Genomic DNA, 27,000 nt, shown 5'->3' with positions numbered 1-27,000 from the left:
ATGACTTTTCCATGGCTCAAGGGGCACGGCACGGAGAACGACTTCGTGCTGCTCCCGGACCATGACGGCACGATCCACGGCGAGCTGGAGGGTGCCTTCGTGGCCGCTCTCTGCGACCGCCGGCGCGGCATCGGCGCCGACGGCGTCATGCGCGTGATCCGCACCGAGGCGCTGGGCGAGCCCTCGGCCGGCGAGTGGTTCATGGACTACCGCAACGCCGACGGCTCGGTCAGCGAGATGTGCGGCAACGGCATCCGGGTGTTCGCCCTGCACCTCGTCACCGAGGGCCTCGTCGACCCGGCCGAGCCCATCGTCGTCGGCACACGCGGCGGCGACAAGGTCATCACGCGCGCCGGCGACCTGTTCAGCGTCGACATGGGCACACCCGAGGTGCTCGGTGTCTCCAAGGTCAGCGCCGGCGGGAACACCTGGGAGGCGCAGGAGGTTACAACAGGCAACCCCCACGCCGTTGCCTTCGTCGACCACCTGGACGACGCCGGCAGCCTGCTGACACAACCTGACTACGACGAGTCGGTCTATCCCGAAGGCGTCAACATCGAGTTCGTCGTCCGCGAGGGCGAGCGCCACGTCGCGATGCGTGTGCACGAGCGAGGTTCGGGGGAGACGCGTTCCTGCGGCACCGGCGCGTGCGCCGTCGCCGTGGCCACCGCCGTGGCAGACGGCGCCGAGCGGCCGACCTCCTACCGGGTCGACGTGCCCGGCGGCACGCTGCACGTCACTTGGAACGCCGACAACCACATCGTGCTCACCGGCCCTGCCGAGATCGTCGCGCAGGGCACCATGGATTGGATTGCATGACCGAACAGATGGGCAACACCGAAGGCCTGGAGCTCGAGGAGCGCAACTCGCTGCGACGCGTCGCCAACCTGCGCACCGAGCTCGAGGACATCACCGAGGTCGAGTATCGCCAGCTCCGCCTGGAGCGCGTCGTCCTCGTCGGCGTGTGGACCGAGGGCACTGCTGAGGACGCCGACAACTCGCTCGCCGAGCTCAAGCTGCTCGCCGAGACCGCCGGCTCGGAGGTGCTGGACGCCCTGATCCAGCGCCGCCAGAAGCCCGACCCTGCGACCTACATCGGCAGCGGCAAGGTCGAGGACCTGCGCGCCGCTGTCGTCGCCACGGGCGCCGACACCATCATCTGCGACGGTGCGCTCGCGCCCAGCCAGCTGCGCAACCTCGAGGACCGCTGCAAGGTCAAGGTCGTCGACCGCACCGCGCTGATCCTCGACATCTTCGCCCAGCACGCCAAGTCCAAGGAGGGCAAGGCGCAGGTCGAGCTGGCGCAGCTGCAGTACCAGACCCAGCGCCTCCGCGGCTGGGGTGGCAACCTCTCGCGCCAGGCCGGTGGCCAGGCCGCCGGCGGCGAGGGCATCGGTGGCCGTGGCCCCGGTGAGACCAAGCTCGAGACCGACCGCCGGCGCATCCAGATGAAGATGACCAAGCTGCGCCGTGAGCTCAAGGAGCTCGGCAAGGCCCGCGAGACCAAGAAGGCCAACCGCAAACGCCACGAGATCCCGTCGGTGTCGATCGCCGGCTACACCAACGCCGGCAAGTCGAGCCTGCTCAACCGGCTGACCGACGCCGGCGTGCTGGTCGAGGACGCGCTGTTCGCGACGCTCGATCCGACCACCCGTCGTACGCAGACCTCCGACGGCCGCGTCTACACGATGTCCGACACCGTCGGGTTCGTCCGCAACCTGCCGCACCAGCTGGTCGAGGCCTTCCGCTCGACGCTGGAGGAGATCGCCGAGTCCGACCTCATCCTGCACGTCGTCGACGGATCGCACCCTGATCCCGCCGGGCAGATCGCTGCCGTACGCAGCGTGCTCGCCGATGTCGACGCGCTCGACGTCCCCGAGATCATCGTGATCAACAAGGCCGACGCCGCCGATCCGCTGGTGGTCAAGAACCTGCTGGCCCGCGAGCCACACGCCGTCCTGGTCAGCGCCCGCACTGGCGAAGGCATCGACGAGCTGCTCAGCGCGATCGAGGCCGACCTGCCACAGCCGGCGACGCACGTCGACGTCCTGCTGCCCTACGCCCGCGGCGACCTGCTCAACCAGATCCACACGCAAGGTGAGATCGAGTCGCTCGACCACGAGTCCGACGGCACGCACGTCGTCGCTCGTGTCCACGGTCAGCTGGCCAGCGAGCTCGAGCCCTACACGGTCTGAGCGCCTAAAGCCTTCTCGTAGCGCAGGGCGGGGACGGTGAAGGCACCGTCGTCCGTCTCGGCGGAGTATCTGAACGGGCCGGCGTCGACCCAGCCGTGCCGTTCATAGAAGCGGCGGGCGCGTGCGTTGCCGGGCACGACGGCGAGCCACGCTCGGTCGTACGAATCACCGACGACCTGCTCGCCGCGATCGAGCAGCAAGGCGGCCGTCCCCGAACCCCGGGCCGACGCATCGACGTAGACCTGCTCGACCTCGTCGTCGTGCACGGTCACGAAGCCGACGACGCCGCCGCCGGCGACCGCGACCGTCGTGAGGGGGATGCGCGACGGCACGAGCGCACGGAAGTGGTCGAGCGTGCGGTGTGCCGCGAGGCCGTCCGGCACGTGCCCGGCATGGCCATCGGCCCACCCGCGATGCCAGACGCCGGCCACCGCCTCGACGTCGTCCCGGGTCGCCGACCGCAACGTGATCCCTGGCATGACCGAGACGCTACCGCGCTTGTGGATGCAGGTCCCGGCGTCGGGTCCCTGCCCGACTAGCCTTGCGCCATGGCCCCCACTCCTGATGTACGCGCGGTTCTGCATGCCGCGGTCGAGGCCGTCGGGGGAGAGGACCGGCCGGGCCAGATCGAGATGGCCGAGGCGGTGCAGCACGCCCTCGAGAGCGGCGAGCACCTGCTGGTCCAGGCCGGCACCGGCACCGGCAAGTCGCTCGGCTACCTCGTGCCGAGCCTGCTGCACGGCAAGCGGGTCGTCGTGGCGACCGCGACGCTCAATCTGCAGCACCAGCTCGTCGAGCGCGACATCCCGGCGCTCAAGGATGCGGCGCGGGCGACCCTCGACACCGTCCCGCACCACGCCGTCGTCAAGGGTCGCAGCAACTACGCCTGCCTGCACCGCATCCGCGAGGGTGCTCCCGACGACCAGGGCACGTTGGTGGACGTACCCGAGGGATCGCTGGGAGCCGAGGTGCTCGAGCTGCGTGAGTGGGCCGAGGAGCAGGCCGAGGGCGGGCACATGGCCGATCGCGACTCGGCTCCGGCCCACACCGAGCGTGCGTGGCGCCAGGTCAGCGTCAACCACCGCGAGTGCCTCGGGGCGTCGCGGTGCGCCCACGCGCTCGAGTGCTTCGCCGAGCGCGCCCGCGAGGACGCCCACACCGCCCAGGTGGTCGTCACCAACCACGCCCTGCTGGCCATCGACGCGATCGACGGCGTCCCGATGCTCCCTGAGTACGACGCCGTGATCGTCGACGAGGCGCACGAGCTGGCCGCCCGCGTGACCCAGGCGTCGACCGACGAGCTCGATCCGGTCGTGGTCGAGCGGGCGGCACGGCGAGCCCGCGCCCAGGTCGACGGCAAGGAGGCTGACGACCTCACCGACGCCTCCGACGCGCTCGCCGACGTCCTGGCCCGCACCGACGAGGGCCGCATCGACGACCCGCCGCAGCCGTTGCAAGAGGTGCTGGCGTTCGTACGCGACGCCGCTCGCAACTGCCTCTCCGCGTTCCCCAAGGACAAGGACAAGGGCGAGCCCGACGCTGCGCGACAACAGGCGCGCGGCATGGTCGACGACATCCGCAAGATCGCCGAGCGCATGGCCGCCAAGGCCGAGACCGAGGTGCTCTGGATGAGCGACAACCGCGGCAACAAGCAGCTCCACATCGCCCCGATCGACGTGTCGGCCAGCCTGCGCGACAAGCTCTTCGCCGACAAGACCGTCGTGTTGACCAGCGCGACGCTCAAGCTCGGCGGCGGCTTCGACCCTGTCGCCAGCTCGCTCGGCCTCGTGCCCGGCGACGAGTCGTGGAGCTCGCTCGACGTCGGCTCACCGTTCGACTACCGCAAGCAAGGCATGCTCTACGTCGCCCGCGACCTGCCGCTGCCCGGACGTGACGGGCTCGAGGAGGCGCAGCTCGCCGAGATCGCTGCGCTCGTGGAGGCAGCCGGCGGACGTACGCTCGGACTGTTCTCCTCACGCCGCGCCGCCGAGAAGGCAGCCGAAGAGGTCCGCACCCGACTGCCCGACATCGACATCTGGTGCCAGGGTGACGCCCAGCTGCCCGAGCTGGCGCGCCGCTTCGCCGAGACACCCAGCACCTGCCTGTTCGGCACGCTGAGCCTGTGGCAAGGGGTCGACCTGCCCGGAGACACCTGCCAGCTCGTCATCATCGACCGTGTGCCGTTCCCGAGGCCGGACGATCCGCTGATGAGTGCGCGCCAGCGGCTCGTCGAGAAGCGGGGCGGCAACGGCTTCATGAGCGTCGCCGCCAGCCACGCGGCCCTGCTGCTCGCGCAGGGCACCGGCCGGTTGATCCGGCGAGCCACCGACAAGGGCGTCGTCGCGATCCTCGACCCCCGCATCGTCACGGCGCGCTACGGATCGTTCCTGGCGGCGTCACTGCCCGACATGTGGCGTACGACCGACCGTGAGGTCGCACTGGCGGCCCTGCGCCGTCTGGACGACGCGGCGAATGCGGTGAGCGCCCTTGATGTTTGATAACCTGTCGCAGATTCTCTCCTTCCGTCGACGTCCCGGGGATTCCATGAAACTGCGCCTCTTTGCCATGCTTCTCGCCCTCCCGGCGCTCGTCGCCGGGCTGTTGGTGATGTCGCCGGCCGAGGCGGCCACCTATCACGCGTCGGTCCGGACCAAGAACATCGCGATCTATCCGTCCGGCACCGCAGGCGCCGGCAAGGTCCTCGTTGCGTGCTACTCGAGCCAGACGTGCAGGGGCACGCTGAGCTTCCCTGACGACTCGGGCACGCCCTACAAGAAGTCCTACGCCGTGCGCGGCCGCTCCTCGGCCTACGTGACGGTCCTGATGCACAAGTCCGCGCCGATGTACCCCTGGAGCGTCGCCAACAGCGTCGACCGGGGCGACTACCGCGACGTCCGCAACGTACGGCTCAGGATCAACGAGAGCTCGCCGTCCAACCTCAAGTCGCGGACCTACACCGACATCATCACCGAGACCAAGCTGGCCAAGCAGCAGATCTCCGGCAACATCAACGCGGTCGGCGCCTCGGGCAACATGTCAGACCTGCGAGTCGAGCTGATCCGCGTCCTCAAGGGCGGCAACACCCAGCTGGTGGACTCCGACGACGTGACCGAGGGTGGCAGCTACTCCTTCGACGTCGCGCTGGGCACCAACAACTCGCCGTCGAGCACCTACCGAGTCAAGATCCGCGGCGTCGACAAGGATGACGAGGCGAGGTCGTGGTACTACCGCGGCGCCGACGGCACTGCCGCCGGTGGCGGTCGCTACCTCCGCGACGCCACGCCCGTGCAGGCACGCAAGTCGCACGACTATCGCGCCGACTTCAACTACACCTCGATCATCGGCGATGCGATCGCCAACGCACAGGTCACGGTCGCCGCGCCGCCGCCGTCCTACTCGAGCAACTCGACCTCGCTCCGAGAGCTCGACTACCCGCGCTGCGGCGACGTCTTCGGGCACACCACGGCCAACGGCCTGGGCAACTACCGCGTCGACTTCCTGCCCGCGACCTCGAGCACCAACAACCGCTACATGGTCGGGCTCAAGTCGCCCGGCGGGTCGGTCGAGGTCTGGTACGGCAAGGACAGCACGCCCTACGGCAGCTGCTACGACGCCACCAACTACTCCTACTCCAAGACCAACCTCATCACGCTCGCCAGCGTCAAGAACCTCGGCAGCCAGCAGGTCCGCAGCAGCAACATCAACCTGACAGTCAAGGCGAAGTACTCCTCGGCCTACAAGCCGACGGCGTCCGACCGCTGGATCCGGATCCGCGAGAAGGTTCCGGGCGTCCAGATCCTCGACTCGCCCGTGGTCGCCGAGCTCCAGGCCGGCAGCTCCAACTCACGGCTCTTCACCGACCTCCGGCAGGGCAACTTCTGGATCGAGGTCGGCCGTCAGACGGGTTGCTCGGACTGGTACGCCAGCCGCTACCCCGACAACCGGGCCTACTTCAACGGTCCCGACCGCGGAGCAGAGCGCTGGAAGACGGTGTCCGGCCGATACGCGGAGTACCAGAAGTCCTACGACATGGGCTTCAAGCCCAAGACTCCGCCGAGCGGCTACAAGGGCTGGATGTACCGCGGCTACTGCAAGGCCTACGGCACGGGCGTCTACTCGACCAAGGTGGTCTCGGGCTACGACAAGAGCTACTCGATCGACATGGCGACCAACCCCCAGGGCGCCGTCGTCAAGGGTCACGTCAGCCGTTCGGGTGGCCGCACCAACAAGGAGATGATGGTCCGGTTGTCGTCCTCCGACGGCAAGCGCGTGATCCGCACCGACTACACCGACAGCAGCGGCAACTTCTACATCGCCGGTCTGCCGTCGGGCAAGTGGACGATCTCGGTCAACTCCGACTCGTGGCGCGGCATCGGCCGTACGTTCACCGGCAAGCACTCGATCACCGTCACACGTGGGCACGGCTACAACGCCGGAACCCTCCGCTTCAAGGGGTGAGGTCGGCGCCTGAAAGGATGGGCGCATGACCGTTCTCGTCACCGGCGGCGCCGGCTACATCGGCTCGCACATCGTGCGCGCGTTCCGGCTCGCCGGTCTCGACTGCGTCGTGGTCGACGACCTCTCGAGCGGGCATCGGGAGTTCGTGCCTGACGAGGTCGAGTTCATCGACACCAACATCCTCGACAGCACGCTCGTCGCCAAGGCGATGGTGGAGCACGAGGTCGAGGCGGTCGTCCACCTCGCCGGGTTCAAGTACGCCGGCGTGTCCGTCCAGCGGCCACTGCACACGTACGAGCAGAACGTGCAGGGCACCGTGAGCCTGCTGCAGGCGATGCACGAGGCGGACGTCGACAAGATCGTGTTCTCCTCGAGTGCTGCCGTCTACGGCACGCCCGACGTCGACATCGTGACCGAGACGACCCCGACGGCGCCCGAGTCGCCGTATGGAGAGAGCAAGCTCATCGGCGAGTGGCTGCTGCGCGACGCAGCCCGCGCCTTTCCGATGCACCACACGTCGCTGCGCTACTTCAACGTCGTCGGGTCCGCGGTGCCGGACCTCTACGACACCAGCCCGCACAACCTCTTCCCGCTGGTCATCGAGGCGTTGCTCGAGGGTCGTACGCCGCGGATCTTCGGCGATGACTACCCGACGCCCGACGGCACCTGCGTACGCGACTACATCCACGTCGCCGATCTGGCCGACGCCCATGTGGTGGCGGCGCAGAAGCTGCTCGCGGGCAGCGAGCTCGAGCCGGTCTACAACCTCGGCAGCGGCGACGGGGTCTCCGTGCGCGAGATCATGACAGCTGTGGCCGAGGCCACCGGCATCGAGTTCGAGCCGGAGATCAGCGACCGCCGGCCGGGCGACCCGGCGCGCATCGTCGCGTCAGGGGAGCTCGCGACGCGCGACCTGGACTGGGCGATGCGGCACTCGCTGGCCGACATGGTCAGCAGTGCCTGGAACGCCCGCCAGAACCACCCAGTTTCGTGACGGAGCTCGTCACGTCGGCGCGCTGGAGTGACGAGTTCCGTCCCAAAACGTGGGGATGTCAGGGCAGGTAGTAGGTCGGGTTGGGCAGCTTGTACGCCTTGCCGTGCCCACCGATCAGGTCGCTGAACTGGTCGCCGAAGTTGGCCACGATGTCGTAGCTGCCGCCGCTCGGCGACTCGACGTGCGCTCGGGTCTGCGACTTGTACTCGATCGTCGTGCACTTGGCGGCCGCGCACGTCACGTACGAGGGCTGCTGCGACGAGCCGACACCGGTCCACTTGGTGTAGTAGTTGGCTGCCGTGAACCCCTCGTAGCCGACCTTATGCAGGTTGGCGATCGTCGCGGCCTTCTGGTTGTCGTTGCGCCCGGTCAGGCCGATGATCGTGCAGCCGGCCTGGTCGGCGGCGTTGACGAACGAGACCATCGCCGGCGTGGCGGGGAACTTCTGGCCCTGCACGTAGACGTCCTGGAGCACGGGATCGAACGTGAAGTGCATGCCCGCGACCTCCATGTCGTACGTCCACAGGGTCGTGTCGTCGGCATCGAGGACGATCGCCGGCTTCGTGTGGTGCCTGGCGCCGCTGCGGCACTTGGCGAGCACCGACGGGGCGAAGGAGCGGGTGAGCTTGGTCATCTCGCGGATGTAGGGCGAGGTCGTCTTGTCGGCCGTTCCGGTGCCGTGGTCGCCGTAGTAGGCGTAGATCGTGCTCTTGACCGAGTCGATGTTGGGGATGCCCTCGCCGTCGCCCTTGAGCCCGCTCGACCCGTCCGGCTTCATGGTGAAGTGCGTCCGCGGCGCCAGCTCCGGCTCGTGCACGCCCGGCAGGTCGGCCGACGGCAGGTAGTAGGTCGGGTTGGGCAGCTTGAGCACGCGGTCGGCGTAGCCGCCCTGCAGGTCGGACCACTGGTCGCCGACGTTGAGCGTGATCTCGTAGCCGAGGGACTCGATGTGCCTGCGCGTGCCGGCCTTGTACTCGACCGTGGTGCACTTGGCGGCCGCGCAGGTGATGTACGACGGCTGTTGCGAGCTGCCGGTGCCGGTCCACTTGGTGTAGAAGCGGTCGGCGGCGAAGTCGTCGTAGCCGACCTTGTCGAGGTTGGCGAGCGTTGCGGCCTTCTGGTTGTCGTTGCGTCCGGTGAGTCCGAAGATCGTGTAGCCGATGTCGGCGGCCTTGTCGACGAAGCCGGTCATCGCCGGGGTCGCGGGGAACTTCTGCCCCTGCACGTAGACGTCCTGCAGCGCCGGGTCGAACGTGAAGTGCATCCCGGCGACCTCCATGTCGTACGTCCACAGGGTCGTGTCGTCGGCGTCGAACACGATCGCCGGCTTCTTGCCCTGCTTGATCTCGCGGTCGTACGTGGCCTGGAGGTTCTTGGTGGCCCGCTTGACGATGCGGTTCATCTCGGAGATGTAGGGCGAGGCGTCCTTGTCGGCGATGCCGGTGCCGGGATCACCGTAGTAGGCGGCGATGGTCTTCTTGATCGAGTCGATGTTGGGGATGCCGGCGCCGTCGGTCTTGAGCCCGCTGGAGCCGTCGGGCTGCATGACGAAGTGTGTGCGAGGTGCCAGCTTGGTGTGGTGGTCGTGGCCCTTGGCCTGGGCGGGTCCTCCGGCCAGGACGAGCGACGAGGTCACGGCGACGGCCGCGAGCGTACGAATCGAGATCATGGGTCCCCCCGGGACGAAGCAGTTGCCTGACGCAACGACGCTACTCGCGTTGCCGCGCCGAGGCGAGACCCAGAAGGTTAAGGACCGACTAAGCCGAGTTTCCCGTTCCCCAAGGAAGCCGCCAGCGTTCGGACCCGTTCCCTAGTGAGGCCAGCTGGGAGCGTTCCGGACCCCGTTCCCTAGTGAGGCCGCCCGCGGCCGAACGGGAGCGTTCCGGACCCCGTTCCCTAGAGAGGCCGCCCGCGGCCGAACGGGAGCGAGCTCTGCGAGCGAAGGGAAGTGACCCGACGAGCTCGCCCGTGGAGGCTCAGGTCGATCCAGCTCAGAGCAGTTGTGACTCGTCCTCGACTCTGACGCCCGGCCCGGTCGCGATCAGCTTCTTCTTCTTGCTGCGCATCCAACCGTGAACGACCCGCTCCCTGCCCCAGGCTTCCGACACGCGTTGGTACTGCTCGAAGTAGAGGAGTCGAACCGGCAGACGGGTTCGGGTGTACTCGGCCCCGAGCCCTTGCCTGTGCTCCCAGAGGCGGCGAACGAGGTTGCGAGTGCTTCCGACGTAGAAGGTCCCATCGGCGCACAGCAAGACGTAGAAGTAGCCCATGCGCGGATGATGGCCGAACCTGTCGCGCGGCGCTGCGAACCATCCACAGGCGAGCCTTTCGGCTCACCGCCCTTCGCTCGCAGAGCTCGCTCCCGTTCGGCCGCGGGCGGCCTCACTAGGGCACGGGTTCGGCGGGCGGCCGCGCTAGGGCACGGGTTCGGCGGGGGGCCTCACTAGGGCACGGGTTCGGCGGGCGGCCTCACTAGGGCACGGGTGCCGCGGGCGGCCTCACTAGGGAACGGCGCAGCGACGAGCGATCAGACGCGGCGGAGGACTGCGGTGACGATGCCGAGGATCGAGGCGTGGGTGCCGTCGATCGGGTCGTACGCCTCGTTGTGCGGCAGCAGCCACACCTGGCCGTCCTTGCGCTGGAACGTCTTGACCGTGGCCTCGCCGTCGAGCAGGGCGGCGACGATGTCACCGTTGTTGGCGGTCTGCTCCTGACGGATCACGACGTAGTCGCCGTTGCAGATCGCCGCGTCGATCATCGAGTCACCCGACACCTCGAGCAGGAACAGCGTGCCCTCGCCGACGAGCGACTTGGGCAGCGGGAAGATCTCCTCGACCTGCTCGGTCGCCAGGATCGGACCACCGGCGGCGATGCGGCCGACGAGCGGGACGTTGGTGGCCTGGGGGAGTGCGTCGCCGATGCCGGTCTCGTCGAACGTGCTCTCGACGGCGCTGCTCATCGAGCGACGGGCCGCCATGACGTCGGGCAGGAAGATCTCGAGCGCGCGCGGACGGTTGGGGTCGCGCTTGACGTAGCCGAGCGCCTCGAGGGCGCGAAGCTGGTGGGCGACCGAGGACGTGCTGGTCAGCCCGACCGCCGCACCGATCTCGCGCATGCTGGGCGGGTAGCCGCGCTTCTCGATCTCGTCGCGCAGGAACTCCAGCACCTTGCGCTGCCGCGCGGTCAGCCCGGAGGAGTCTGCGGGCCCGTCGGGGAGCTCGGTGACGTCGGCGTTGCGGTCTTCGGTCATGCCGGAAGGGTAACCCGGAACACACGGCCAGTTCAAACATATGTTCGATGGCGTGTCGCGAGCCCTGACGTCTACGTTGGGGCGGTGTCGAAGCCCCTCGTGAAGCCCGGAAGTCCGCGTTCAGCCGTCGTCACCGGGGCGGGCAGGGGCATCGGGCGGGCCATCGCGCTCGAGCTCGTCGGCCGTGGATACGAGGTCGTCGTGACCGATCTCGACGGCAACGCGGCGGAGATCGCAGCCAAGGAGATCGGCGCCGCGATGGGTCTCGCGCTCGACGTGACCGACCCGGACGCCAACCGCGACGTCGCCGCTCGGGCTCGCGAGATCGCGCCGCTGGGTGCCTGGGTGTGCAACGCCGGCGTGCTGGCCGAGGGTGACCTGACGGCGTTGTCGGTCGGGCAGGTACGCGCAATGGTCGACGTCAACGTGCTCGGCGTGATCTGGGGCGTACGCGCTGCCGCCGACACGTTCCGCGACCAGCACGGGGCGACCGGGGGAGACATCGGCATCGTCGCCTCCCTGAGCGCGCACGCACCCGTCCCGGCGCTCAGCGTCTACGCGGCGACCAAGGCGGCGGTGCTGTCGCTGACGACGTCGCTCGCCTCGGAGCTGCACCGCGACCGGATCAAGGTCCACGCGGTGTGCCCCGACGGCGTCGACACGGCGATGGTGCAGTCGATGGACGCACAGGGAGACGTACGTGCTGCGCTGGCGGCCGGTGTCCTGCTCACCCCGCCTCAGGTCGCGCGCGAGCTCGTCGACATGTTCGGCACGGGCCGCGTCTACAAGACGCTCCCGGCGTGGCGCGGGGTCGTCGCGCGTACGGCGTCACTCGCGCCGCGAGCCGCGGTCCATGTCGATCCATGGGTGCGCCGCCTCGGAGCTCGCAAGCTCAAGAAGGCGGGCAAGCGCTAGCGTCAGTGCTGGCGTGCGTGGCGCTTGCGCCTGAACAGCGAGCCGAACCGAGACGTCGGCGCAGGGTCAGGCTCGGGCTCCTCGACGACCTCGACAGGCACGGTCTCGCCGGCGGCCTCGGCCGTACGCCACTCGGCGATCTCGTTGTCCTCCAAGACCGTCTCCGGCGTGACGACGTCCTCGCGCACGGCCTCGACGCACGCGCCGAGCAGGATCGCGTAGATCCCGATCCACAGCCAGAGCAGCAGGACGACGGCGCCGGCCAGGGCCCCGTACGTCTTGCCGTAGCTGCCGAAGTTGTCGACGTACAGCGAGAAGCCCACGGACACAAGCAGCCACAGGGCCGTCGCGACGAGCACGCCCTTGGAGACCAGCGAGCCGGTGGCGGCGCGGTTGGGAGCGAGCCGGAACAGCAGACCGATGGCGACCGTGACGGCGGCCAGCAGCAGCACCCAGCGGCCGGCCTCGAACGCCGCGCGTACTCCGGGCACGATGTCGACCTCGTCGAGCACCGCCGGAGCGACGGCGACGAGCCCCACGACGAGCACGACGAACACGATCGCGCCGAGGGTCAGCAGCAACGACAACGCCTTGCGCTTGATGAAGCCGCGGGTCTCGCCGAGGCCGAACATCGCGTTGATCGCGGTCACGAGGTTGCCCACTCCGCCGGCCGCGCCGTAGATCGCCAGCACGAGGGCGACTGCGAGGCCGAGGCCGAGGGAGCCGTCTGCTGTCTTGGTCAGCTCGTCGAGCTGCCCGGTGACCACTGACGCGGCGTCGGCGGGCAGTGCGTCGGCGATGTCCGCGGACTGCTTGGCGACCGTATCGGGCGAGGCGATCAGCCCGTACGTCATGACGGCGGCGATCATCGCGGGGAACAGCGAGAGGAAGGCGTAGAACGCGACCCCGGCAGCCAGCAGAGGAGCCTGTCGGGACGATGCCTGCTTCCAGGCCGTGACGACGCTCGTGCGCGGAGAAGTCATGCCTCGACGGTAGTGCGGCTGCGACGCGTTCGCCTGTCGGCGGCCGTCGGGCGTGCGAGCGTGGCGAATTTCTGGCGGCGATTTCGCACTGGAATCCCAGGGTCTGTGGCACACCTCTCGAAATTGTGTTCGACAGATGCTTCCTTTTGTCGGAGGCGTCCCCTATCGTCGTACATGTGTTCGATCGAACGCCTGTTCGCACCATCGAATGACATCGAGAACAGCGTTTGATCGACCACACCACAACCTCACATCAGCCCTCACTTCCCCCTTGGAGGCCATCATGAGCAGCATCGCATTCGGTCATCACGACCACTCCGCCCGACCGGTCCGCCACCTGCGTGCCGTGGCCGCCGCCAAGCCGGCGCCGCACGTGCGTCTGACCCGTCGCGGCAGGGTCGTCGTCCTCGTCGCAGCGGTCGCCGTCGTGGCGCTGCTCGTGGTCATGTTCGGGTCGTCCTCGTTCGCCGGCGACCAGGCCGGCACGGCGCCCGAGACCACCTCGGTCCGCGTGCTCCCGGGCCAGACCCTGTGGCAGATCGCAGCCGATGCCAACCCCAACGGTGACATCCGCAAGACGGTCGACGAGATCGTCCGGCTCAACTCTCTCCCGAACGCCTCGGCACTGCAGCTGGGCTCGGAGATCGCGGTTCCTGTCTACAAGTAGGGGACCTGCTGCAACACCCACCGGCGTCCGCGGTGCACCTTGGGGAAGGGGTGCCGCGGACGCCTTCGTTGTGCCTCGTTGACCCGCGGACCGGCACCTGTTTGACTGCTTTTTCTGTGCGCAGGCGAAAGCCTGACACCAATTCCGAGAGGGACCACGTGACGTCACCTGCTGGACCCGGCCGACGGATGGTTGCGATGTTGAGCGGAGCGGCGATGCTGGCGGCGCTCCTGAGCGCCTGCACCGGTGGCCCGCCCGATCCTCGCAAGGCAGCCGAGGCGCTGGCCGGCGGGCTCGCCAAGCAGGACCTCAAGGGCATACCTGCGGTCAAAGGTGGCCGCATCCCGCAGGCCGACCTCAAGCGCATCGTCGAGGGCATGGGTGCCGCGCGCGCCAAGGTCACCGTCGGCGACATCGACAAGGACGGCGACAACGCCACCGCCACGCTCAAGACGAGCTGGACCTTCAAGGGCGCCGACTGGGCGTACGAGACTCCGGCCAGGCTGACGTACGAGGACGACGAGTGGCGGGTGAGGTGGAGCCCGGCGATCGTCGCGCCCAAGCTGACCGCCAACGAGGCCCTGCGGGTGCGCCTGTCACCGGCTGATCGCGGCGACATCGTCGGGGCCGGCGGCAAGGGGCTCGTGATCGAACGACGGGTCGAGCGCATCGGCATCGACAAGTCGCGCATCAAGGCCGCAGAGGCTGACGGATCGGCTCGTGCGCTGGCCAGGCTGATCGACATCGACGCCGACAGGTTCGCCAAGGCGGTCAAGGCGGCCGGTCCGCAGGCGTTCGTGGTCGGGTTGGTGGTGCGCGCGGACTCCGACGACACGCTGAGCGACAGCCTTGTCGCGGCGATCCCCGGCGCCGCCCAGCTCGGGGCCGAGCTGCCGTTGGGGCCGACCAAGGCGTACGGACAGCCCCTGCTCGGCGTCGTCGGTGAAGCCACCGCTGAGGTCATCGCCAAGTCCAAGGGGTCGGTCGGACCCGGCGACCTGGTGGGACTGACCGGGCTCGAGCAGCGCTACGACAGCCAGCTGCGTGGCAACCCCGGCGTCACGGTCGAGGCCGTCGCGGGCTCCAAGGCTCGCGAGCTGTTCGCGACCGCTCCGCGACCCGGCAAGACGCTGCGCACCACGATCGACGCGGGCCTGCAGGGCTCGGCCGACGAGATCCTCGCCGACGTCAAGCCGGCGAGCGCGATCGTCGCGCTGCGCCCGTCGTCCGGCAAGATCGTCGCCCTCGCGAGCGGCCCTGGCGGCAAGGGCGCCGACACGGCGGCCTCCGGCCACTACGCACCGGGCTCGACCTTCAAGCTGGTCACCGCGCTGGCGTTCCTGCGGTCCGGCCTCAAGCCGTCCACCCCCGTGCCGTGCACGCCGACCGTGACGGTCGAGGGCCGCAGGTTCAAGAACTACTCCGACTATCCGGGCAGCGCGATCGGCAACATCCCGCTGCGCTCGGCGATCGCCAATTCGTGCAACACCGCGATGATCGCCACCCGGGGCAAGGCGCCCCAGGCCAAGCTCGCCGGCGCTGCGGCCGCGCTCGGCCTCGGGCCGGACCTCGACCTGGGCTTCCCGGCCTACCTGGGGTCCGTGCCGCGCAAGGCCGAAGGCACCGAGCACGCCGCGTCGATGATCGGGCAGGGCAAGATCGAGGCCTCTCCGCTGGCCATGGCCGTCGTCGCCGCGTCGATCGCCCATGGTTCACGGGTCACCCCGACCCTGCTGGCCGACTCGCCGACCAAGCCCGCGGCGAAGCCCGCCGATGCGCTGACGAGTCGTGAGGCCGAGCAGCTGCAGGAGATGTTCCGCGGCGTCGTGACCGACGGCAGCGGCCGGTTCCTGTCGGACGTGCCGGGCAAGCCGGTGTCGGCCAAGACCGGCACGGCCGAGTACGGCACCGACACCCCGCCGCGTACGCACGCGTGGATGATCGCCACGCAGGGCGACCTCGCCGTCGCGGTGTTCGTCGACGACGGCGAGTCCGGGTCGCAGACCGCCGGGCCGTTGCTCGAGGCGTTCCTGCGGAGTGCCCAGTGACTGTCGAGCTCACGCCCGCCCCGGAGCGTACGACCTGGCGGTCGCTGCCGCCGCTGGCCCTCGTGCCGATAGCGGCCGTCGTGTGGTGGGTCGTCGGGTTCCTGCCCTGGATCCTCGATGGGCTCGGGCCCGACGTCCCGGCCGGAGCGTCCTCGCCGGTGTTCGCGATCCCGCTGTACGCCGGCCACGTCGGCGAGCTCGTGGTCGGCGCCGGCCTCGGCGGGGTCGCCGCCGGACTGCTGACGCTGTGCGGCACCGGTCCACGCACGTTGCGCGCGGCGGCGTGCGCGGTCGGCGTGACCGGTGCCGTGTTCATCACCGTCCTCCAGTCGCGATCCGCGGTGAACGGCTTCACGTTCCTCAGACCGGACACCCGCATCACGAACGGACTGTCCGTCGTCGTGATCCTGACGGCGCTCGTCGGTCTAGGACTGGGCCTCCTCGCGCTGGTGGGTCGGATAGGTGTCGGGCTCGCTCTTGCGGCAGTGGCTGGCGCGGTTCCCTCGTGGTTGCTGAGCGTCCACATGGCGATCGGGGTGAACGATCTGGGTTCCGCGCAGGTGGTCACCGACGTGAGCCGGTGGGGCGGGGCCGCGGTGCTGGCCTTCGCGCTCGTCGTCATCGGGATGCAGCCTGCCCTCCGTCTGGTGGCGTGGCCGGGTGCCGTGCTCGTGGCCTGGTTCGTCGGTCCCACGATCACGGCCGCGAGCTACATGGAGGTGTTCCTCCGACCTGGCATGGGCTTGCCGGACTTGTGGGGTGAGCCGTTCTCGGCCGCCGCCGACGTCTGGCGCCTCTCGGCCTCGCCGGACCTGCGGCCGCTCGCCTCGTGGATCACCGCGATCGTCGTCGCCGCTGCGTACGCGGGCTGGCGCACCCGTTCCTTGAGCCGCGCACCTGCTCCTTGAGCCTGTCGAAAGGACAACCGGCACAATGACCTCATGCGCATTCACGTGGTCGCCGACGAGGCCGACAAGGACGGCGGGCACTTCCACGAGCGCCTGCTGCAGCTCGGCGGTGAGCTCGTCGAGCTCGACCGCGACGACCTTCCGGCGTACGCGGGCATCGACGACACCGACCTGATCTTCCTGCTCGGCTCCGACAAGGGCGCCCACGAGCCGAAGTGGAAGGACGTCGTCGAGGCCGAGTCCCGCTTCGTACGCGCGGCGCTCCGGGCCGGCACCCCCGTGATGGGCATCTGCTACGGCGCCCAGCTCATGGCTCGAGCGCTCGGCGGCACCTCATGGAGGGCCGACCAGCCGGAGCTCGGCTGGCAGCGCGTCGACACGATCGACCCGGTGCTGTGCCCCGAGGGACCCTGGGCGCAGATGCACAGTGACGTGTTCGCGCCCGGCCCGACGTCGAGGGTCATCGGCACCTCGTGGCGCGGCCCGCAGTGCTTCGTCGACGAGGCACACGGCGCACGCGCGATCGCGTGGCAGTTCCACCCCGAGGTCACCGCGGCGACGTACGAGCGATGGGTGCACGAGGGCTACTACGGCGCTGCCGGCATCGACACCAAGGACCTCGTCCGGCAGGCTCACGCGCACGCTGCGGCGACCCGCAACCTTGCACACGCCCTCGTCGACTCAGCCCTCACCTACCTGCGGGTGACCCCGTGAAGGGCCGGCCCAGCGGCTACGAGTGGGTCGTGCGCGGCAAGGAGGTCGTGATCTCGCACCACGGCCGCGAGGCAGCGGTGCTGCGTGGCGCGAAGGCCCACCAGTTCGTACGCGATGCCGAGTCCGGCGACCCGCAGCTCCTGATGGCGCGTCTCACCGGCAACTACAAGCGCGGCAACGAGCGCACCGCCAAGTCGCACCCCCGCAACCGCTGAGCTGACCCACGCCGTCGTTAGGCTTGTCGCATGGCTGACTCGGTGCAGATCCGCAACGTTCCCGACGACGTACGGGAGGCTCTCGCGGCACGTGCCTACGCTCGGGGCGAGTCGCTCGACAACTACCTCCTCACGCTCTTGGTGGAGGATGCGGGACGTACGACGGCGGCGCCGGTGGCGCGCACCGCACCCACGCCGATCTCACCGATCGAGATCACCAAGGCTGTGCTCGACAGCAAGGCCTGAGCTTCCGACTGCGGCAGCTCCGCCTCCGGTGACTCAGCTGGTTGCGATCGACTTCCACTCCTCCAGCCGCTGGGCGATCAACGCCGCGCGCTGCGCCACGTCGGTGCCGCTCAGGACCGCGAGGTCGGCGGCGTCGGCGCGGACGTAGACGCCGGACGTACGCATGTTGAGCGTCGCGTCGGTGCTCGACCGCGTCGTCCAGAACCCGGTGGCGCGATCGGCGCTCTCGAGGTGGATCTCGCCGGCGCCTTCGAGCTGCGGGGCGTTGGGGTCGCGTGGGCGCTCGCCCTTCCAGAAGTAGCGGACGCCGGACGGATCGGCCTTCTCCCTGGCCGCCTCGCTCCAGTAGCGCGCCGACAGCGTGCCGTCCTCCTGCCACGAGTCGCCCTTGACCTCGAGCGCACCCGAACGGTCGCGGGTGATCCGCAGCAGGCTGATCGCGGAGGGCTCGTGCTCGCTGCGCGCGGTCAGGGAGAACTGCCACCACAGGCCCTCGATCGCGGCGAGCCGTCCCTCGGCCTCGATGGCCTTGCGCAGCTTCTGGTTGATGGCCTTGGTCTCGGCGGGCGTCGTCGGTGTGTCGTAGCGGACGCACGTCAGCCCGAGCAGGTCGCTGGGCAGCTTGGCGCCGTTGGCGTGCAGGATGAACGTCCGCCGCATGCCGAGGACGCCGCCGAAGAGCCCGGCCTCGAACACGACGTTGTCGCGAGGCGAGGCCTGCGCGGGGGCGTCGGGGTCGGTCGTTGCCTGCTCGTTCGTCGTCCAGTCGTCCTGGGCGAACACGAACGCCGCGAAGTCGACCTCGTGCGTCAGCTCGACAAGTCGCTCGAGCGTCGAGGTGCCCGGGTTGAACGTCGTGGTCCACGGCTCGACGTCGGCGACGTCCTCGAGCCCGCGGGTCAGGGACTGCAGGAGCTTGGCCTGCTTGCCGGAGGAACCGAGGAAGATCCGGGGCTTCGTCATGCACTCATATTAGGGGCGCAACGCGTCGCGCCGATCGGCCAGGAACGCGCGTTCCACCGCGTTCTCGTTCAGCTCGATCGCCCGGTCGTACGCCGTCACGGCCTCGTCCGTACGTCCGGCACGTCGCAGCAGGTCGGCCCGGATCGCGTGGAACAAAGCGAACCCGTCGAGGTCGAGCTCCTCGACGATGCGCAGCCCGGCGTCCGGCCCGTCGACCTCGGCCACGGCGACGGCACGGTTGAGCGCGGCGACCGGGCTCGGCGCGAGCCGCAGCAGGTGGTCGTAGAGCTGGACGATCTGGCCCCAGTCGGTGTCGGCGGCCGTCGCGGCGTCGCTGTGCACGGCGGCGATCGCGGCCTGCAGCTGGTAGGGCCCGGGCTGGCCTCGCCGGACGCAACGGCGTACGAGGTCGTGGCCCTCGGCGATCTGCTCGCGGTCCCACTGCGTGCGGTCCTGGTCGGCGAGCAGCACGAGCTCACCGTCGGACGTACGCGCGGACCGCCGCGAGTCGTTGAGCAGCATCAGGGCGAGCAGCCCGACGGCCTCGGGCTCGTCGGGCATCAGGTCGACCAGCAACCGGCCGAGCCGGATCGCCTCGGCGCACAGGTCGCCGCGTACGAGGTCGGTGCCCGAGCTGGCGGTGTAGCCCTCGTTGAACACGAGGTAGACGACCGCGAGCACGCCACGGAGCCGGTCGGGCAGGTCGGCGTCGCGGGGCACGCGGTAGGGGATGCGCGCGTCGCGGATCTTGCCCTTCGCGCGCACGAGCCGTTGCGCCATCGTCGGCTCCGGCACGAGGAACGCTCGCGCGATCTCCGGCGTGGTCAGCCCGCCGAGCATCCGCAGCGTCAGGGCGACGCGGGCGGCGGGGGAGAGCGCCGGGTGGCAGCACGTGAAGATGAGGCGGAGCCGGTCGTCGGTCACGGGTCCCTCCTCCTTCGGTGCGTCCTGCTCGAGCAGCAGTGCTGCCTGGGCGTGCTTGTCGTCGCGGTGAGCCTCGCGCCGGAGTCGGTCGATCGCCCGGCGGCGGGCGGTGGTGATGATCCAGCCGCTCGGACTGGCCGGTGTGCCGTCGGCGGGCCAGCGCTCGACGGCGACGGCGAACGCCTCCTGGACCGCGTCCTCGGCGATGTCGAGGTCGCCGAAGACACGGGCCAGGACGGCCACCGCGCGACCGTGCTCCTCGCGGAACACGCGCGCGATGCCGGCGTCGTCGGTCGTCACGTCAGCGGCGGAACGGGCGTACTTCGATCGCCAGGCCGGTCGCCTCGGCGTACTTCCCGGCCCACGCCAGTGCTGCGTCGAGGTCGGGGGAGTCGACGATCGTGAAACCGCCGACATGCTCCTTGCCCTCGACGTACGGTCCGTCGGTCATGAGCGTCTCGCCGTCCTGATGGCGTACGACGGTGGTCGCCTCGGGGCCGGTGAGCCCGCCGGCGAACACCCACTGGCCGGACGCCTGGAGCTCGTCGTTGACGATCGCGAGCTTGCGCATGATCGGCTCGAGGAACTCCGGAGGGGGAGTGAACCCCGGTTCCATCACGGGTTCGATGACGTTGAGCACGTACTGCGTCATGGTGGTGCCTCCTGTGTGCGGGCCGGCCTGTTGCCAGCCTCTCACCACCTACACGAACGGGACACGAGGAAATCGACACCAGCCCCCGACTTTTGATGACGTGCGCACCACTTTGCGCCGTTTTGTGCGCCTCAACGCTTCAGAAGTCGGGGTTGGGCACCACGAAGCCCCGGCGGACCTGGGTATCGCCGGGGCTTCGGTCTGTGGGGACTGCTCCGTGACGTCGATCAAGGCCTACCCATCGAAGCGGCGCTCACACGTCGGCATACGGTTGCGACATGGCTTTGATCGTGTGTCCGTTGTGCGTCCGCGAGGACGATGTCGTGGTGCTCCGCACCCTGCCCGACGGACGCAAGGAGGCCGAGTGCACCGACTGCAAGTTCACGTTCCCGTTCGGCTCCCCGACGCCGGAGCCCAAGCCGGCCGCGACGCGCAAGAGCACGCCGCGCCGGGCAGCCAGCACGGTCGTGGCGCCGCGGCCCATCGCGTACGTCGTGCCGCAGTTCCCCAAGGCGACCGACGTCGACGCTGCGGCGCTGGAGCGCGTCGAGGCACTGAAGCAGGAGTTCCTCGCGACCCCGTACGAGCCGGATCCCCTCGTCGTGCGCCACTGGGCCAAGTTCACGTGGGTCTTCTCCGCTGACGGGCTCGACAAGGCGACGATCTACGACCTCAAGCTGTTCGCCGACGACCAGACCGGCGCGAGCACGGGGGACCCGACGGAGTTCGACAAGGCGTGGGTCCTGCTCGGTGAGCTCGAGGGCGCCCGCCGCGTACGCGCGGTGACCGCGCACCTGCTGCGCGGGCCCGGCGAGCTCGAGGACCGGTTCAGCAACCTCGTCGACCAGGGCTTCGCCTACTCGATGCCCGGGTGGGGCGAAGCCCTGCTCACCAAGACCCTCGCGGTCGCCGATCCCGACCGGTTCCTGCCGATCGTCACGTACTCCGACAAGCGCGCGATCGTCGAGTCGTTGTACGGCCTGGAGCTCGCCGACGTCGACCTGACGTCGTGGACGATCGGCCGCCTCGGCGTGTGGAGCAACGACCTGCTGGTCGAGCTGCTGGGCGACGGTTTCGCCGACCTCCACCACGCCGCAGCCTTCCTCCGCTGGGCACACCACCACTAGGGGTGGTGCGGCTCTCCAGGGCATACGGGAGAGCCGAAAAGCGTTGATACAGGTGTGTCTGGAGGGTTTCGACACGCCGTAATTTTGGCGACCAAATGGGGTCTGACCTGCAATGACGCGGCCCCATCCAGAAAGTGTCCTAGGTTCCCGGAATCGTGTTGCACGGGCCCCACCACCGGCGTACAGTGGCACTAGATCTAGTAGTTACACCAATGTAGTTCTCCACATGTTGTGGGGAGTTACACACCGAAAATCGGCGGAATCCACACGGCTTCCACACCACTTGTCCCCATCGGGGGACAACTTTTCGGGCCAAGCCCCTTGTATGGGAAGGAGTTGACCGACATGCATTGTCCGTTCTGCAAGAACACCGACACCCGGGTTCTCGACAGCCGTGTCGCCGACGAAGGTGGAGCCATCCGCCGTCGCCGGGTCTGCTCCGCCTGCGAGAAGCGGTTCACCACGATCGAGCAGATGCAGCTCACGGTCGTCAAGCGCTCCGGCGCCACCGAGCCCTTCGTCCGTGACAAGGCCATCGCCGGCGTCCGCAAGGCCTGCAAGGGCCGACCGGTCGACGACGACGACCTGGCGCGACTCGGCCAGCAGGTCGAGGACACGCTTCGCGACTCCGGATGCGCGGAGGTCCCGGCCCACGAGGTCGGCCTCGCCATCCTCGAGCCCCTCAAGAGCCTCGACGAGGTCGCCTACCTGCGATTCGCCAGCGTCTACAAGCAGTTCGAGTCGGCCGATGACTTCGCCGACGAGATCGCCAGCCTCATGGCGGCCGGCGCCGACGGTGAGCTCGCCGAGCACACCGCGACGAAGGACCAACACCAGACCTGAGTCCCGCTGGTTGAGCCTGTCGAAACCACCGAGACAACAGAAACACCACCACCATCACCGCGAAATAGGAGCACTCTCATGACGGAAACGGTCAGCGGACCCTCGGGGTCCTCGCGCAAGACTGCTGGCAAGAAGGGCAACGCCGCCCTCAAGATCCAGCGCGTCTACACGACCGAGGGGGTGCACCCGTACGACGCCGTCACCTGGGAACGTCGCGACGTCGTGCAGACCAACTGGAAGACCGGCGAGAACGTCTTCGAGCAGCGCGGTGTGGAGTTCCCCGACTTCTGGAGCGTCAACGCCTCCACGATCGTCACGACCAAGTACTTCCGCGGCGCCGTCGGCTCGCCCGAGCGTGAGCAGAGCCTCAAGCAGCTCCTCGACCGCGTCGTGCTGACCTACACCAAGGCCGGTCGCGAGCACGGCTACTTCGCCACCGAGGACGACGCGACGATCTTCGAGCACGAGCTGACGCACATGCTCCTGCACCAGGTCTTCAGCTTCAACAGCCCGGTGTGGTTCAACGTCGGCACGTCGAGCCCGCAGCAGGTCAGCGCCTGCTTCATCCTCGCGGTGGATGACTCGATGGACTCGATCCTCAACTGGTACAAGGAAGAGGGCCTGATCTTCAAGGGTGGCTCCGGTGCCGGCCTCAACCTGAGCCGCATCCGCTCGTCCAAGGAGCTGCTCCGCTCCTCCGGCGGCACCGCTTCGGGTCCCGTCTCGTTCATGCGCGGCGCCGACGCGTCCGCCGGCACGATCAAGTCCGGTGGCGCCACGCGTCGCGCGGCCAAGATGGTCGTGCTCGACGTCGATCACCCCGACATCCAGGAGTTCGTCGAGACCAAGGCCCGCGAGGAGGACAAGATCCGCGTCCTCCGTGACGCCGGCTACGACATGGACCTCGGCGGCGCCGACATCACCAGCGTCCAGTACCAGAACGCCAACAACTCGATCCGCGTCAACGACGAGTTCATGCGCGCCGTCGAGCAGGGCACCGAGTTCGGGCTCCGCGCCCGTACGACCGGTGAGGTCATCGAGACCGTCGACGCCCGCAAGCTGTGGGAGGACATCGCGCAGGCTGCCTGGGCGTGCGCCGACCCCGGTATCCAGTACGACGGCACGATCAACGACTGGCACACCTCGCCCGAGGCGGGCCGCATCACGGCGTCCAACCCGTGCTCGGAGTACATGCACCTCGACAACTCGTCGTGCAACCTCGCCAGCCTCAACCTGCTGAAGTTCCTCAAGGACGACGGCTCGTTCGACACCGAGACGTTCGTCAAGGCGACCGAGTTCATCATCACCGCGATGGACATCTCGATCTGCTTCGCGGACTTCCCGACCGAGGCGATCGGCGAGACCACGCGCGCCTACCGCCAGCTCGGCATCGGCTTCGCCAACCTCGGCGCGCTGCTCATGGCGTCGGGTCTGGCCTACGACTCCGACGGTGGCCGTGCCCTCGCCGGTGCGATCACGTCGCTGATGACCGGTACGTCCTACCGTCGCTCGGCCGAGCTCGCCGGCGTCGTCGGCCCCTACGACGGCTTCGCTCAGAACGCCTCGGCGCACGAGCGCGTCATGCGCAAGCACCAGGCCGCCAACGACGAGATCCGCACGATGCACTCGATCGACATCGCGGTGCACCGTGAGGCTGCCAAGCAGTGGAAGCTCAACCTCGAGATCGGCCAGAAGAACGGATGGCGCAACAGCCAGGCGTCCGTCCTCGCGCCGACCGGCACCATCGGCTTCATGATGGACTGCGACACGACCGGCATCGAGCCGGACTTCTCGCTGGTCAAGTTCAAGAAGCTCGTGGGTGGCGGCTCGATGCAGATCGTCAACCAGACGATCCCGGCGGCGCTCAAGAAGCTCGGCTACACCGGCGAGACGATCGAGGCGATCGTCGAGTTCATCGCCGAGAACGGCCACGTCGTCGACGCGCCCGGACTCAAGACCGAGCACTACGAGATCTTCGACACCGCGATGGGTCAGCGCTCCATCAAGCCGATGGGCCACGTGCTGATGATGGCTGCCTGCCAGCCGTTCCTGTCCGGCGCGATCTCCAAGACGGTCAACCTGCCCGAGACCGCCACGGTCGAGGAGATCGAGGACGTCTACTTCCAAGGCTGGAAGCTCGGCCTCAAGGCGCTCGCGGTCTACCGCGACAACTGCAAGGTCGGCCAGCCGCTCAGCGACGGCAAGGAGGCCAAGTCCTCGGGTGACACCAAGGTCGAGGTCAAGGAAGTCATCGTCGAGAAGCCGATCCGCCGTCGCCTGCCGAAGTCGCGCCAGTCGATCACGACGTCGTTCTCCGTCGGTGGTGCCGAGGGTTACATGACCTCAGGCGCTCACCCCGACGGCTCGCTCGGCGAGATCTTCATGAAACTCGGCAAGCAGGGCTCGACCCTCGCCGGCATGATGGACGCCTTCTCGATCGCCATCAGCATCTCGCTGCAGTACGGCGTGCCGCTGGAGACGTTCGTCCAGAAGTTCACCAACATGAAGTTCGAGCCGGCCGGTCTGACCGACGACCCGGACGTCCGCATGAGCCAGTCGATCATGGACTACACCTTCCGTCGCCTGGCCCTCGACTACCTCGACTTCGAGACCCGCTCCGCCCTCGGCATCCACTCGGCCGAGGAGCGCCAGCGCTACCTCGACACGGGTTCGTACGAGCCGATCAACACCGGAGGCACCACCGCCGCTGAGCTGATCGGTGGGGAGCTCGGATCCGAGTCCAAGATTTCGGTCCCTAGCGACGAAGTCGCGGGAGCGAGCTCTGCGAGCGAAGGGCCCACGGGTCACCTCGAAGCCGAGGACAAGTCCGACACGGACCCGGTCGAGCACATCGCGATCACGTCCAAGCCGGCCCCGGCAACCGCCCACACGAGCGCCGAGCTCCTGGAGACGCTCACCGGCTCCGCGGTCGACTCGCCGCTCTGCATGACCTGCGGCACCAAGATGCGCCCCGCCGGCTCCTGCCACGTCTGCGAAGGCTGCGGCAGCACCAGCGGCTGCAGCTGATCAAGCCGTGAACGTGGATGAGCCCCGACCGACAAGGTCGGGGCTCATCCACAACACAGAACTTCAATCCCAGAGGCTGTCCGAGGAGAGGAATAGGGTTCGAACATGAGCTCGAAAGACCCAGCCTTCACCTTCATCGACCTCTTCGCCGGCATCGGCGGTTTCCACGCGGCTCTGAGCGCGCTCGGCGGTGAGTGCGTCTACGCCTCGGAGATCGACGAAGCAGCTGCCAAGATCTACCAGCACAACTGGAACATGCGTGTGCATGGTGACATCGTCCCCGAGACGGACCCAGTCGTGAAGGTCCCGAAGCACGACGTGCTGGCGGCCGGTTTCCCGTGCCAGCCCTTCTCCAAGTCAGGCTTCCAGCGGGGGATGGACGAGGCTCGGGGCACCCTCTTCTGGAACATCTGCCGGATCCTAGAAGAGCACCGACCCTCGCTCGTTCTGCTCGAGAACGTCCGCAACATCGCCGGACCTCGCCACACGCACGAGTGGGACGTCATCATCCGCAGCCTGCGCGATCTCGGCTACCAGGTCTCGTCCACGCCGGCAGTCTTCTCACCACACCTCTTGCCGCCTGACATGGGTGGGCGCCCACAGATCCGTGAGCGCGTCTTCATCGTCGGCACCTACGTCGGCGATGAGACAGCGCACGACGAGGTCGAGCCGATCGTCACCAACCGCCCGTTGCCAGGCTGGGACCCGCAGCAATGGTCGCTGAAGGACGAGATTCTCGAGGCAGAAGACGAGATTGCTGACCGTGCCAACTATGAACTTACAGAGGCCGAGCAGCACTGGGTCCACGTGTGGTCGGAGTTTGTGCGTCGGCTCCGTGAGCTCGGCGTTCCAAAGCTTCCGGGCTTTCCCGTCTGGGTCGACGCCTTCGTCCACGAAGACGACCTCTTCATCCCTGAGGACACGCCTCGCTGGAAGGCGAACTTCCTCCGCAAGAATGCTGAGTTCTACACCCAGTACCGAGGCGTCCTTGATCCCTGGCTTCAGGAGTTCAACGGTCTGGCTGACCTGCCACCGTCCCGACGTAAGTTCGAGTGGCAGGCGCAGGACGCAGCCTCGCTCGAGGAATGCATCATGCACTTCCGCCCTTCTGGCATTCGCGCAAAGCGACCTACCTATGTGCCAGCTTTGGTAGCCATCACGCAGACGACGATCCTGGGTGCCCCACTTCGACGCTTGACGCCCCGCGAAGCTGCGCGCCTGCAAGGACTACCCGACACGTTCGAGTTCCCCGGCCAGACCGATGCGCTCACTTACAAGCAGATGGGCAACGGCGTCAATGTTGGGGTCGCGTACCATGTGCTGCGTTCGCAAATGGCGCGCTCCGGCGAGCGCTGGAAGGCACTCGTAGGATCGACTCCCGCCAATGTAGATGGGGCACTGCAGGAGATCACGAACTCTGTCGTCTAGTCTCGACAACGCGCCAAATCCGCTCGGCTGCCTCGATCGGAGGCTCGTGTTCCCACACACGAACAACCTCCCAGCCGTGCTCGGCGAGGAGTCGATTCGTGTCTACGTCACGGTCCCTGTTGCGTTTGATTTTCCAGTCCCACCATTCGCTGTTAGTAGCAGGCCTGGTTCCGTGCAGCGGGCACCCGTGCCAGAAACATCCATCTACAAAGACGGCAACCTTCGCTCGAGTGAACGCGACGTCGATCCTCCTGCGCCGATTGCCTGGAACGGGAAGTTGTACGCGATAGCGGAGACCCGCGGCGTGCAGAGTTGATCTCAGAGCGAGTTCGGGAGCGGTGTCGCGACGAGCGAGCTTCGACATTTTTGCCGACAGGTGTCCGCCCGGACTGGTTCGCTGCGGCTCCTTCTCCATGACTCAATTTCATTCGCGAACGCGTTCT

Annotated in this window: 25 protein-coding genes; 16 read left to right on the top strand and 9 right to left on the bottom strand. The window is 68.2% G+C overall.

From position 1 onward, the window contains the following. Both dapF and hflX read left to right on the top strand, forming a co-directional pair. Window positions 1–819, top strand: coding sequence for a diaminopimelate epimerase (dapF, locus tag ASE12_RS04470; protein WP_056397452.1), 819 nt, complete (start codon window positions 1–3; stop codon window positions 817–819). Beyond that, complete coding sequence (hflX, locus tag ASE12_RS04465; protein ID WP_056397449.1) at window positions 816–2,195, top strand: GTPase HflX; 1,380 nt, start codon at window positions 816–818, stop codon at window positions 2,193–2,195. Before dapF ends, hflX begins: the two co-directional genes overlap by 4 nt. On the opposite strand, the gene ASE12_RS04460 is transcribed toward hflX, so the two are convergent. Further along, window positions 2,183–2,674, bottom strand: a complete 492-nt coding sequence (locus ASE12_RS04460; protein ID WP_056397447.1) for a GNAT family N-acetyltransferase — start codon at window positions 2,672–2,674, stop codon at window positions 2,183–2,185. The two genes, hflX and ASE12_RS04460, sit on opposite strands and share 13 nt — an antisense overlap. Before the next feature lie 69 nt (window positions 2,675–2,743). Between ASE12_RS04460 and ASE12_RS04455 the strand changes: the two genes are divergently transcribed. From ASE12_RS04455 to galE, 3 genes are all read left to right on the top strand, one after another. Further along, the gene (locus ASE12_RS04455; protein ID WP_056397444.1) at window positions 2,744–4,693 is read left to right on the top strand and encodes an ATP-dependent DNA helicase; all 1,950 of its coding nucleotides are present in this window, start codon (window positions 2,744–2,746) and stop codon (window positions 4,691–4,693) included. A 67-nt stretch (window positions 4,694–4,760) separates the two neighbouring features. Then, window positions 4,761–6,653, top strand: coding sequence for a hypothetical protein (locus ASE12_RS04450; protein ID WP_056397441.1), 1,893 nt, complete (start codon window positions 4,761–4,763; stop codon window positions 6,651–6,653). 25 nt (window positions 6,654–6,678) lie between these two features. Continuing rightward, a complete protein-coding gene (gene galE / locus ASE12_RS04445) occupies window positions 6,679–7,647 on the top strand; it encodes a UDP-glucose 4-epimerase GalE (protein ID WP_056397439.1) in 969 nt (322 codons plus the stop codon). A gap of 58 nt (window positions 7,648–7,705) precedes the next feature. Here the strand turns inward: galE and ASE12_RS04440 are convergent, their stop codons facing one another. The 3 genes from ASE12_RS04440 to lexA all read right to left on the bottom strand — a co-directional run bounded on the left by ASE12_RS04440 (window position 7,706) and on the right by lexA (window position 10,897). Beyond that, complete coding sequence (locus ASE12_RS04440) at window positions 7,706–9,316, bottom strand: HAD family acid phosphatase (RefSeq protein WP_056397436.1); 1,611 nt, start codon at window positions 9,314–9,316, stop codon at window positions 7,706–7,708. A 322-nt stretch (window positions 9,317–9,638) separates the two neighbouring features. Then, entirely contained in the window at window positions 9,639–9,917 is a 279-nt protein-coding gene (locus ASE12_RS04435; protein ID WP_056397433.1) for a GIY-YIG nuclease family protein, read from the bottom strand. 257 nt (window positions 9,918–10,174) lie between these two features. Next, on the bottom strand, window positions 10,175–10,897 hold the full coding sequence (gene lexA, locus ASE12_RS04430; RefSeq protein WP_056397430.1) for a transcriptional repressor LexA: 723 nt from the start codon (window positions 10,895–10,897) through the stop codon (window positions 10,175–10,177). A gap of 84 nt (window positions 10,898–10,981) precedes the next feature. Between lexA and ASE12_RS04425 the strand changes: the two genes are divergently transcribed. Next, window positions 10,982–11,812, top strand: a complete 831-nt coding sequence (locus ASE12_RS04425; protein ID WP_056397426.1) for an SDR family oxidoreductase — start codon at window positions 10,982–10,984, stop codon at window positions 11,810–11,812. Window positions 11,813–11,814: 2 nt separating this feature from the next. On the opposite strand, the gene ASE12_RS04420 is transcribed toward ASE12_RS04425, so the two are convergent. Further along, complete coding sequence (locus tag ASE12_RS04420; RefSeq protein WP_056397423.1) at window positions 11,815–12,795, bottom strand: YihY/virulence factor BrkB family protein; 981 nt, start codon at window positions 12,793–12,795, stop codon at window positions 11,815–11,817. A gap of 283 nt (window positions 12,796–13,078) precedes the next feature. Between ASE12_RS04420 and ASE12_RS04415 the strand changes: the two genes are divergently transcribed. From ASE12_RS04415 to ASE12_RS04390, 6 genes are all read left to right on the top strand, one after another. Continuing rightward, window positions 13,079–13,462 carry a LysM domain-containing protein gene (locus ASE12_RS04415; RefSeq protein ID WP_056397420.1) on the top strand — a complete coding sequence of 128 codons (384 nt, stop codon included), beginning with the start codon at window positions 13,079–13,081 and terminating at the stop codon, window positions 13,460–13,462. Between the two features lie 158 nt (window positions 13,463–13,620). Then, window positions 13,621–15,510, top strand: coding sequence for a penicillin-binding transpeptidase domain-containing protein (locus ASE12_RS04410; RefSeq protein ID WP_200954958.1), 1,890 nt, complete (start codon window positions 13,621–13,623; stop codon window positions 15,508–15,510). Then, window positions 15,507–16,418: a hypothetical protein gene (locus ASE12_RS04405; RefSeq protein WP_056397414.1), complete on the top strand. Its 912-nt coding sequence runs from the start codon at window positions 15,507–15,509 to the stop codon at window positions 16,416–16,418. The genes ASE12_RS04410 and ASE12_RS04405 overlap by 4 nt, the downstream gene beginning before the upstream one ends. 33 nt (window positions 16,419–16,451) lie before the next feature. After that, window positions 16,452–17,132, top strand: a complete 681-nt coding sequence (locus tag ASE12_RS04400; protein ID WP_056397412.1) for a type 1 glutamine amidotransferase — start codon at window positions 16,452–16,454, stop codon at window positions 17,130–17,132. Then, window positions 17,129–17,347: a hypothetical protein gene (locus ASE12_RS04395; RefSeq protein WP_056397411.1), complete on the top strand. Its 219-nt coding sequence runs from the start codon at window positions 17,129–17,131 to the stop codon at window positions 17,345–17,347. Before ASE12_RS04400 ends, ASE12_RS04395 begins: the two co-directional genes overlap by 4 nt. A gap of 30 nt (window positions 17,348–17,377) precedes the next feature. After that, window positions 17,378–17,593: a hypothetical protein gene (locus ASE12_RS04390; RefSeq protein ID WP_056397409.1), complete on the top strand. Its 216-nt coding sequence runs from the start codon at window positions 17,378–17,380 to the stop codon at window positions 17,591–17,593. A gap of 33 nt (window positions 17,594–17,626) precedes the next feature. Here ASE12_RS04390 and ASE12_RS04385 read toward each other — a convergent pair whose 3' ends face one another. Genes ASE12_RS04385 through ASE12_RS04375 form a run of 3 tightly spaced genes read right to left on the bottom strand, consistent with a single transcriptional unit; the run spans window position 17,627 to window position 20,132 of the window. Beyond that, window positions 17,627–18,556 carry a TIR domain-containing protein gene (locus ASE12_RS04385; RefSeq protein WP_056397406.1) on the bottom strand — a complete coding sequence of 310 codons (930 nt, stop codon included), beginning with the start codon at window positions 18,554–18,556 and terminating at the stop codon, window positions 17,627–17,629. 9 nt (window positions 18,557–18,565) lie between these two features. Beyond that, a complete protein-coding gene (locus ASE12_RS04380) occupies window positions 18,566–19,780 on the bottom strand; it encodes an RNA polymerase sigma factor (RefSeq protein ID WP_056397404.1) in 1,215 nt (404 codons plus the stop codon). A 1-nt stretch (window position 19,781) separates the two neighbouring features. Next, window positions 19,782–20,132 carry a YciI family protein gene (locus tag ASE12_RS04375; RefSeq protein ID WP_056397401.1) on the bottom strand — a complete coding sequence of 117 codons (351 nt, stop codon included), beginning with the start codon at window positions 20,130–20,132 and terminating at the stop codon, window positions 19,782–19,784. Window positions 20,133–20,410: 278 nt separating this feature from the next. Here ASE12_RS04375 and ASE12_RS04370 point away from each other — a divergent pair, with 278 nt between their 5' ends. From ASE12_RS04370 to ASE12_RS04355, 4 genes are all read left to right on the top strand, one after another. After that, a complete protein-coding gene (locus ASE12_RS04370) occupies window positions 20,411–21,259 on the top strand; it encodes a hypothetical protein (RefSeq protein ID WP_056397398.1) in 849 nt (282 codons plus the stop codon). 345 nt (window positions 21,260–21,604) lie between these two features. Beyond that, window positions 21,605–22,102 (top strand): transcriptional regulator NrdR, encoded by a 498-nt coding sequence (nrdR, locus tag ASE12_RS04365; RefSeq protein WP_056397393.1) that lies wholly within the window; start codon window positions 21,605–21,607, stop codon window positions 22,100–22,102. A 78-nt stretch (window positions 22,103–22,180) separates the two neighbouring features. Further along, on the top strand, window positions 22,181–25,129 hold the full coding sequence (locus ASE12_RS04360) for a vitamin B12-dependent ribonucleotide reductase (protein WP_056397392.1): 2,949 nt from the start codon (window positions 22,181–22,183) through the stop codon (window positions 25,127–25,129). A gap of 105 nt (window positions 25,130–25,234) precedes the next feature. Then, entirely contained in the window at window positions 25,235–26,557 is a 1,323-nt protein-coding gene (locus ASE12_RS04355; RefSeq protein WP_056397389.1) for a DNA cytosine methyltransferase, read from the top strand. Here ASE12_RS04355 and ASE12_RS19690 read toward each other — a convergent pair. Further along, window positions 26,538–26,921: a very short patch repair endonuclease gene (locus tag ASE12_RS19690; protein ID WP_157413079.1), complete on the bottom strand. Its 384-nt coding sequence runs from the start codon at window positions 26,919–26,921 to the stop codon at window positions 26,538–26,540. The genes ASE12_RS04355 and ASE12_RS19690 overlap by 20 nt on opposite strands. Window positions 26,922–27,000 lie beyond the last annotated feature (79 nt).

Origin of the sequence: Aeromicrobium sp. Root236 (assembly GCF_001428805.1) — a bacterium.
Lineage (GTDB): Bacteria > Actinomycetota > Actinomycetes > Propionibacteriales > Nocardioidaceae > Aeromicrobium.
The sequence above is the reverse complement of the archived record's forward strand: the minus strand, read 5'-3'. Positions and strand labels throughout refer to the sequence as shown.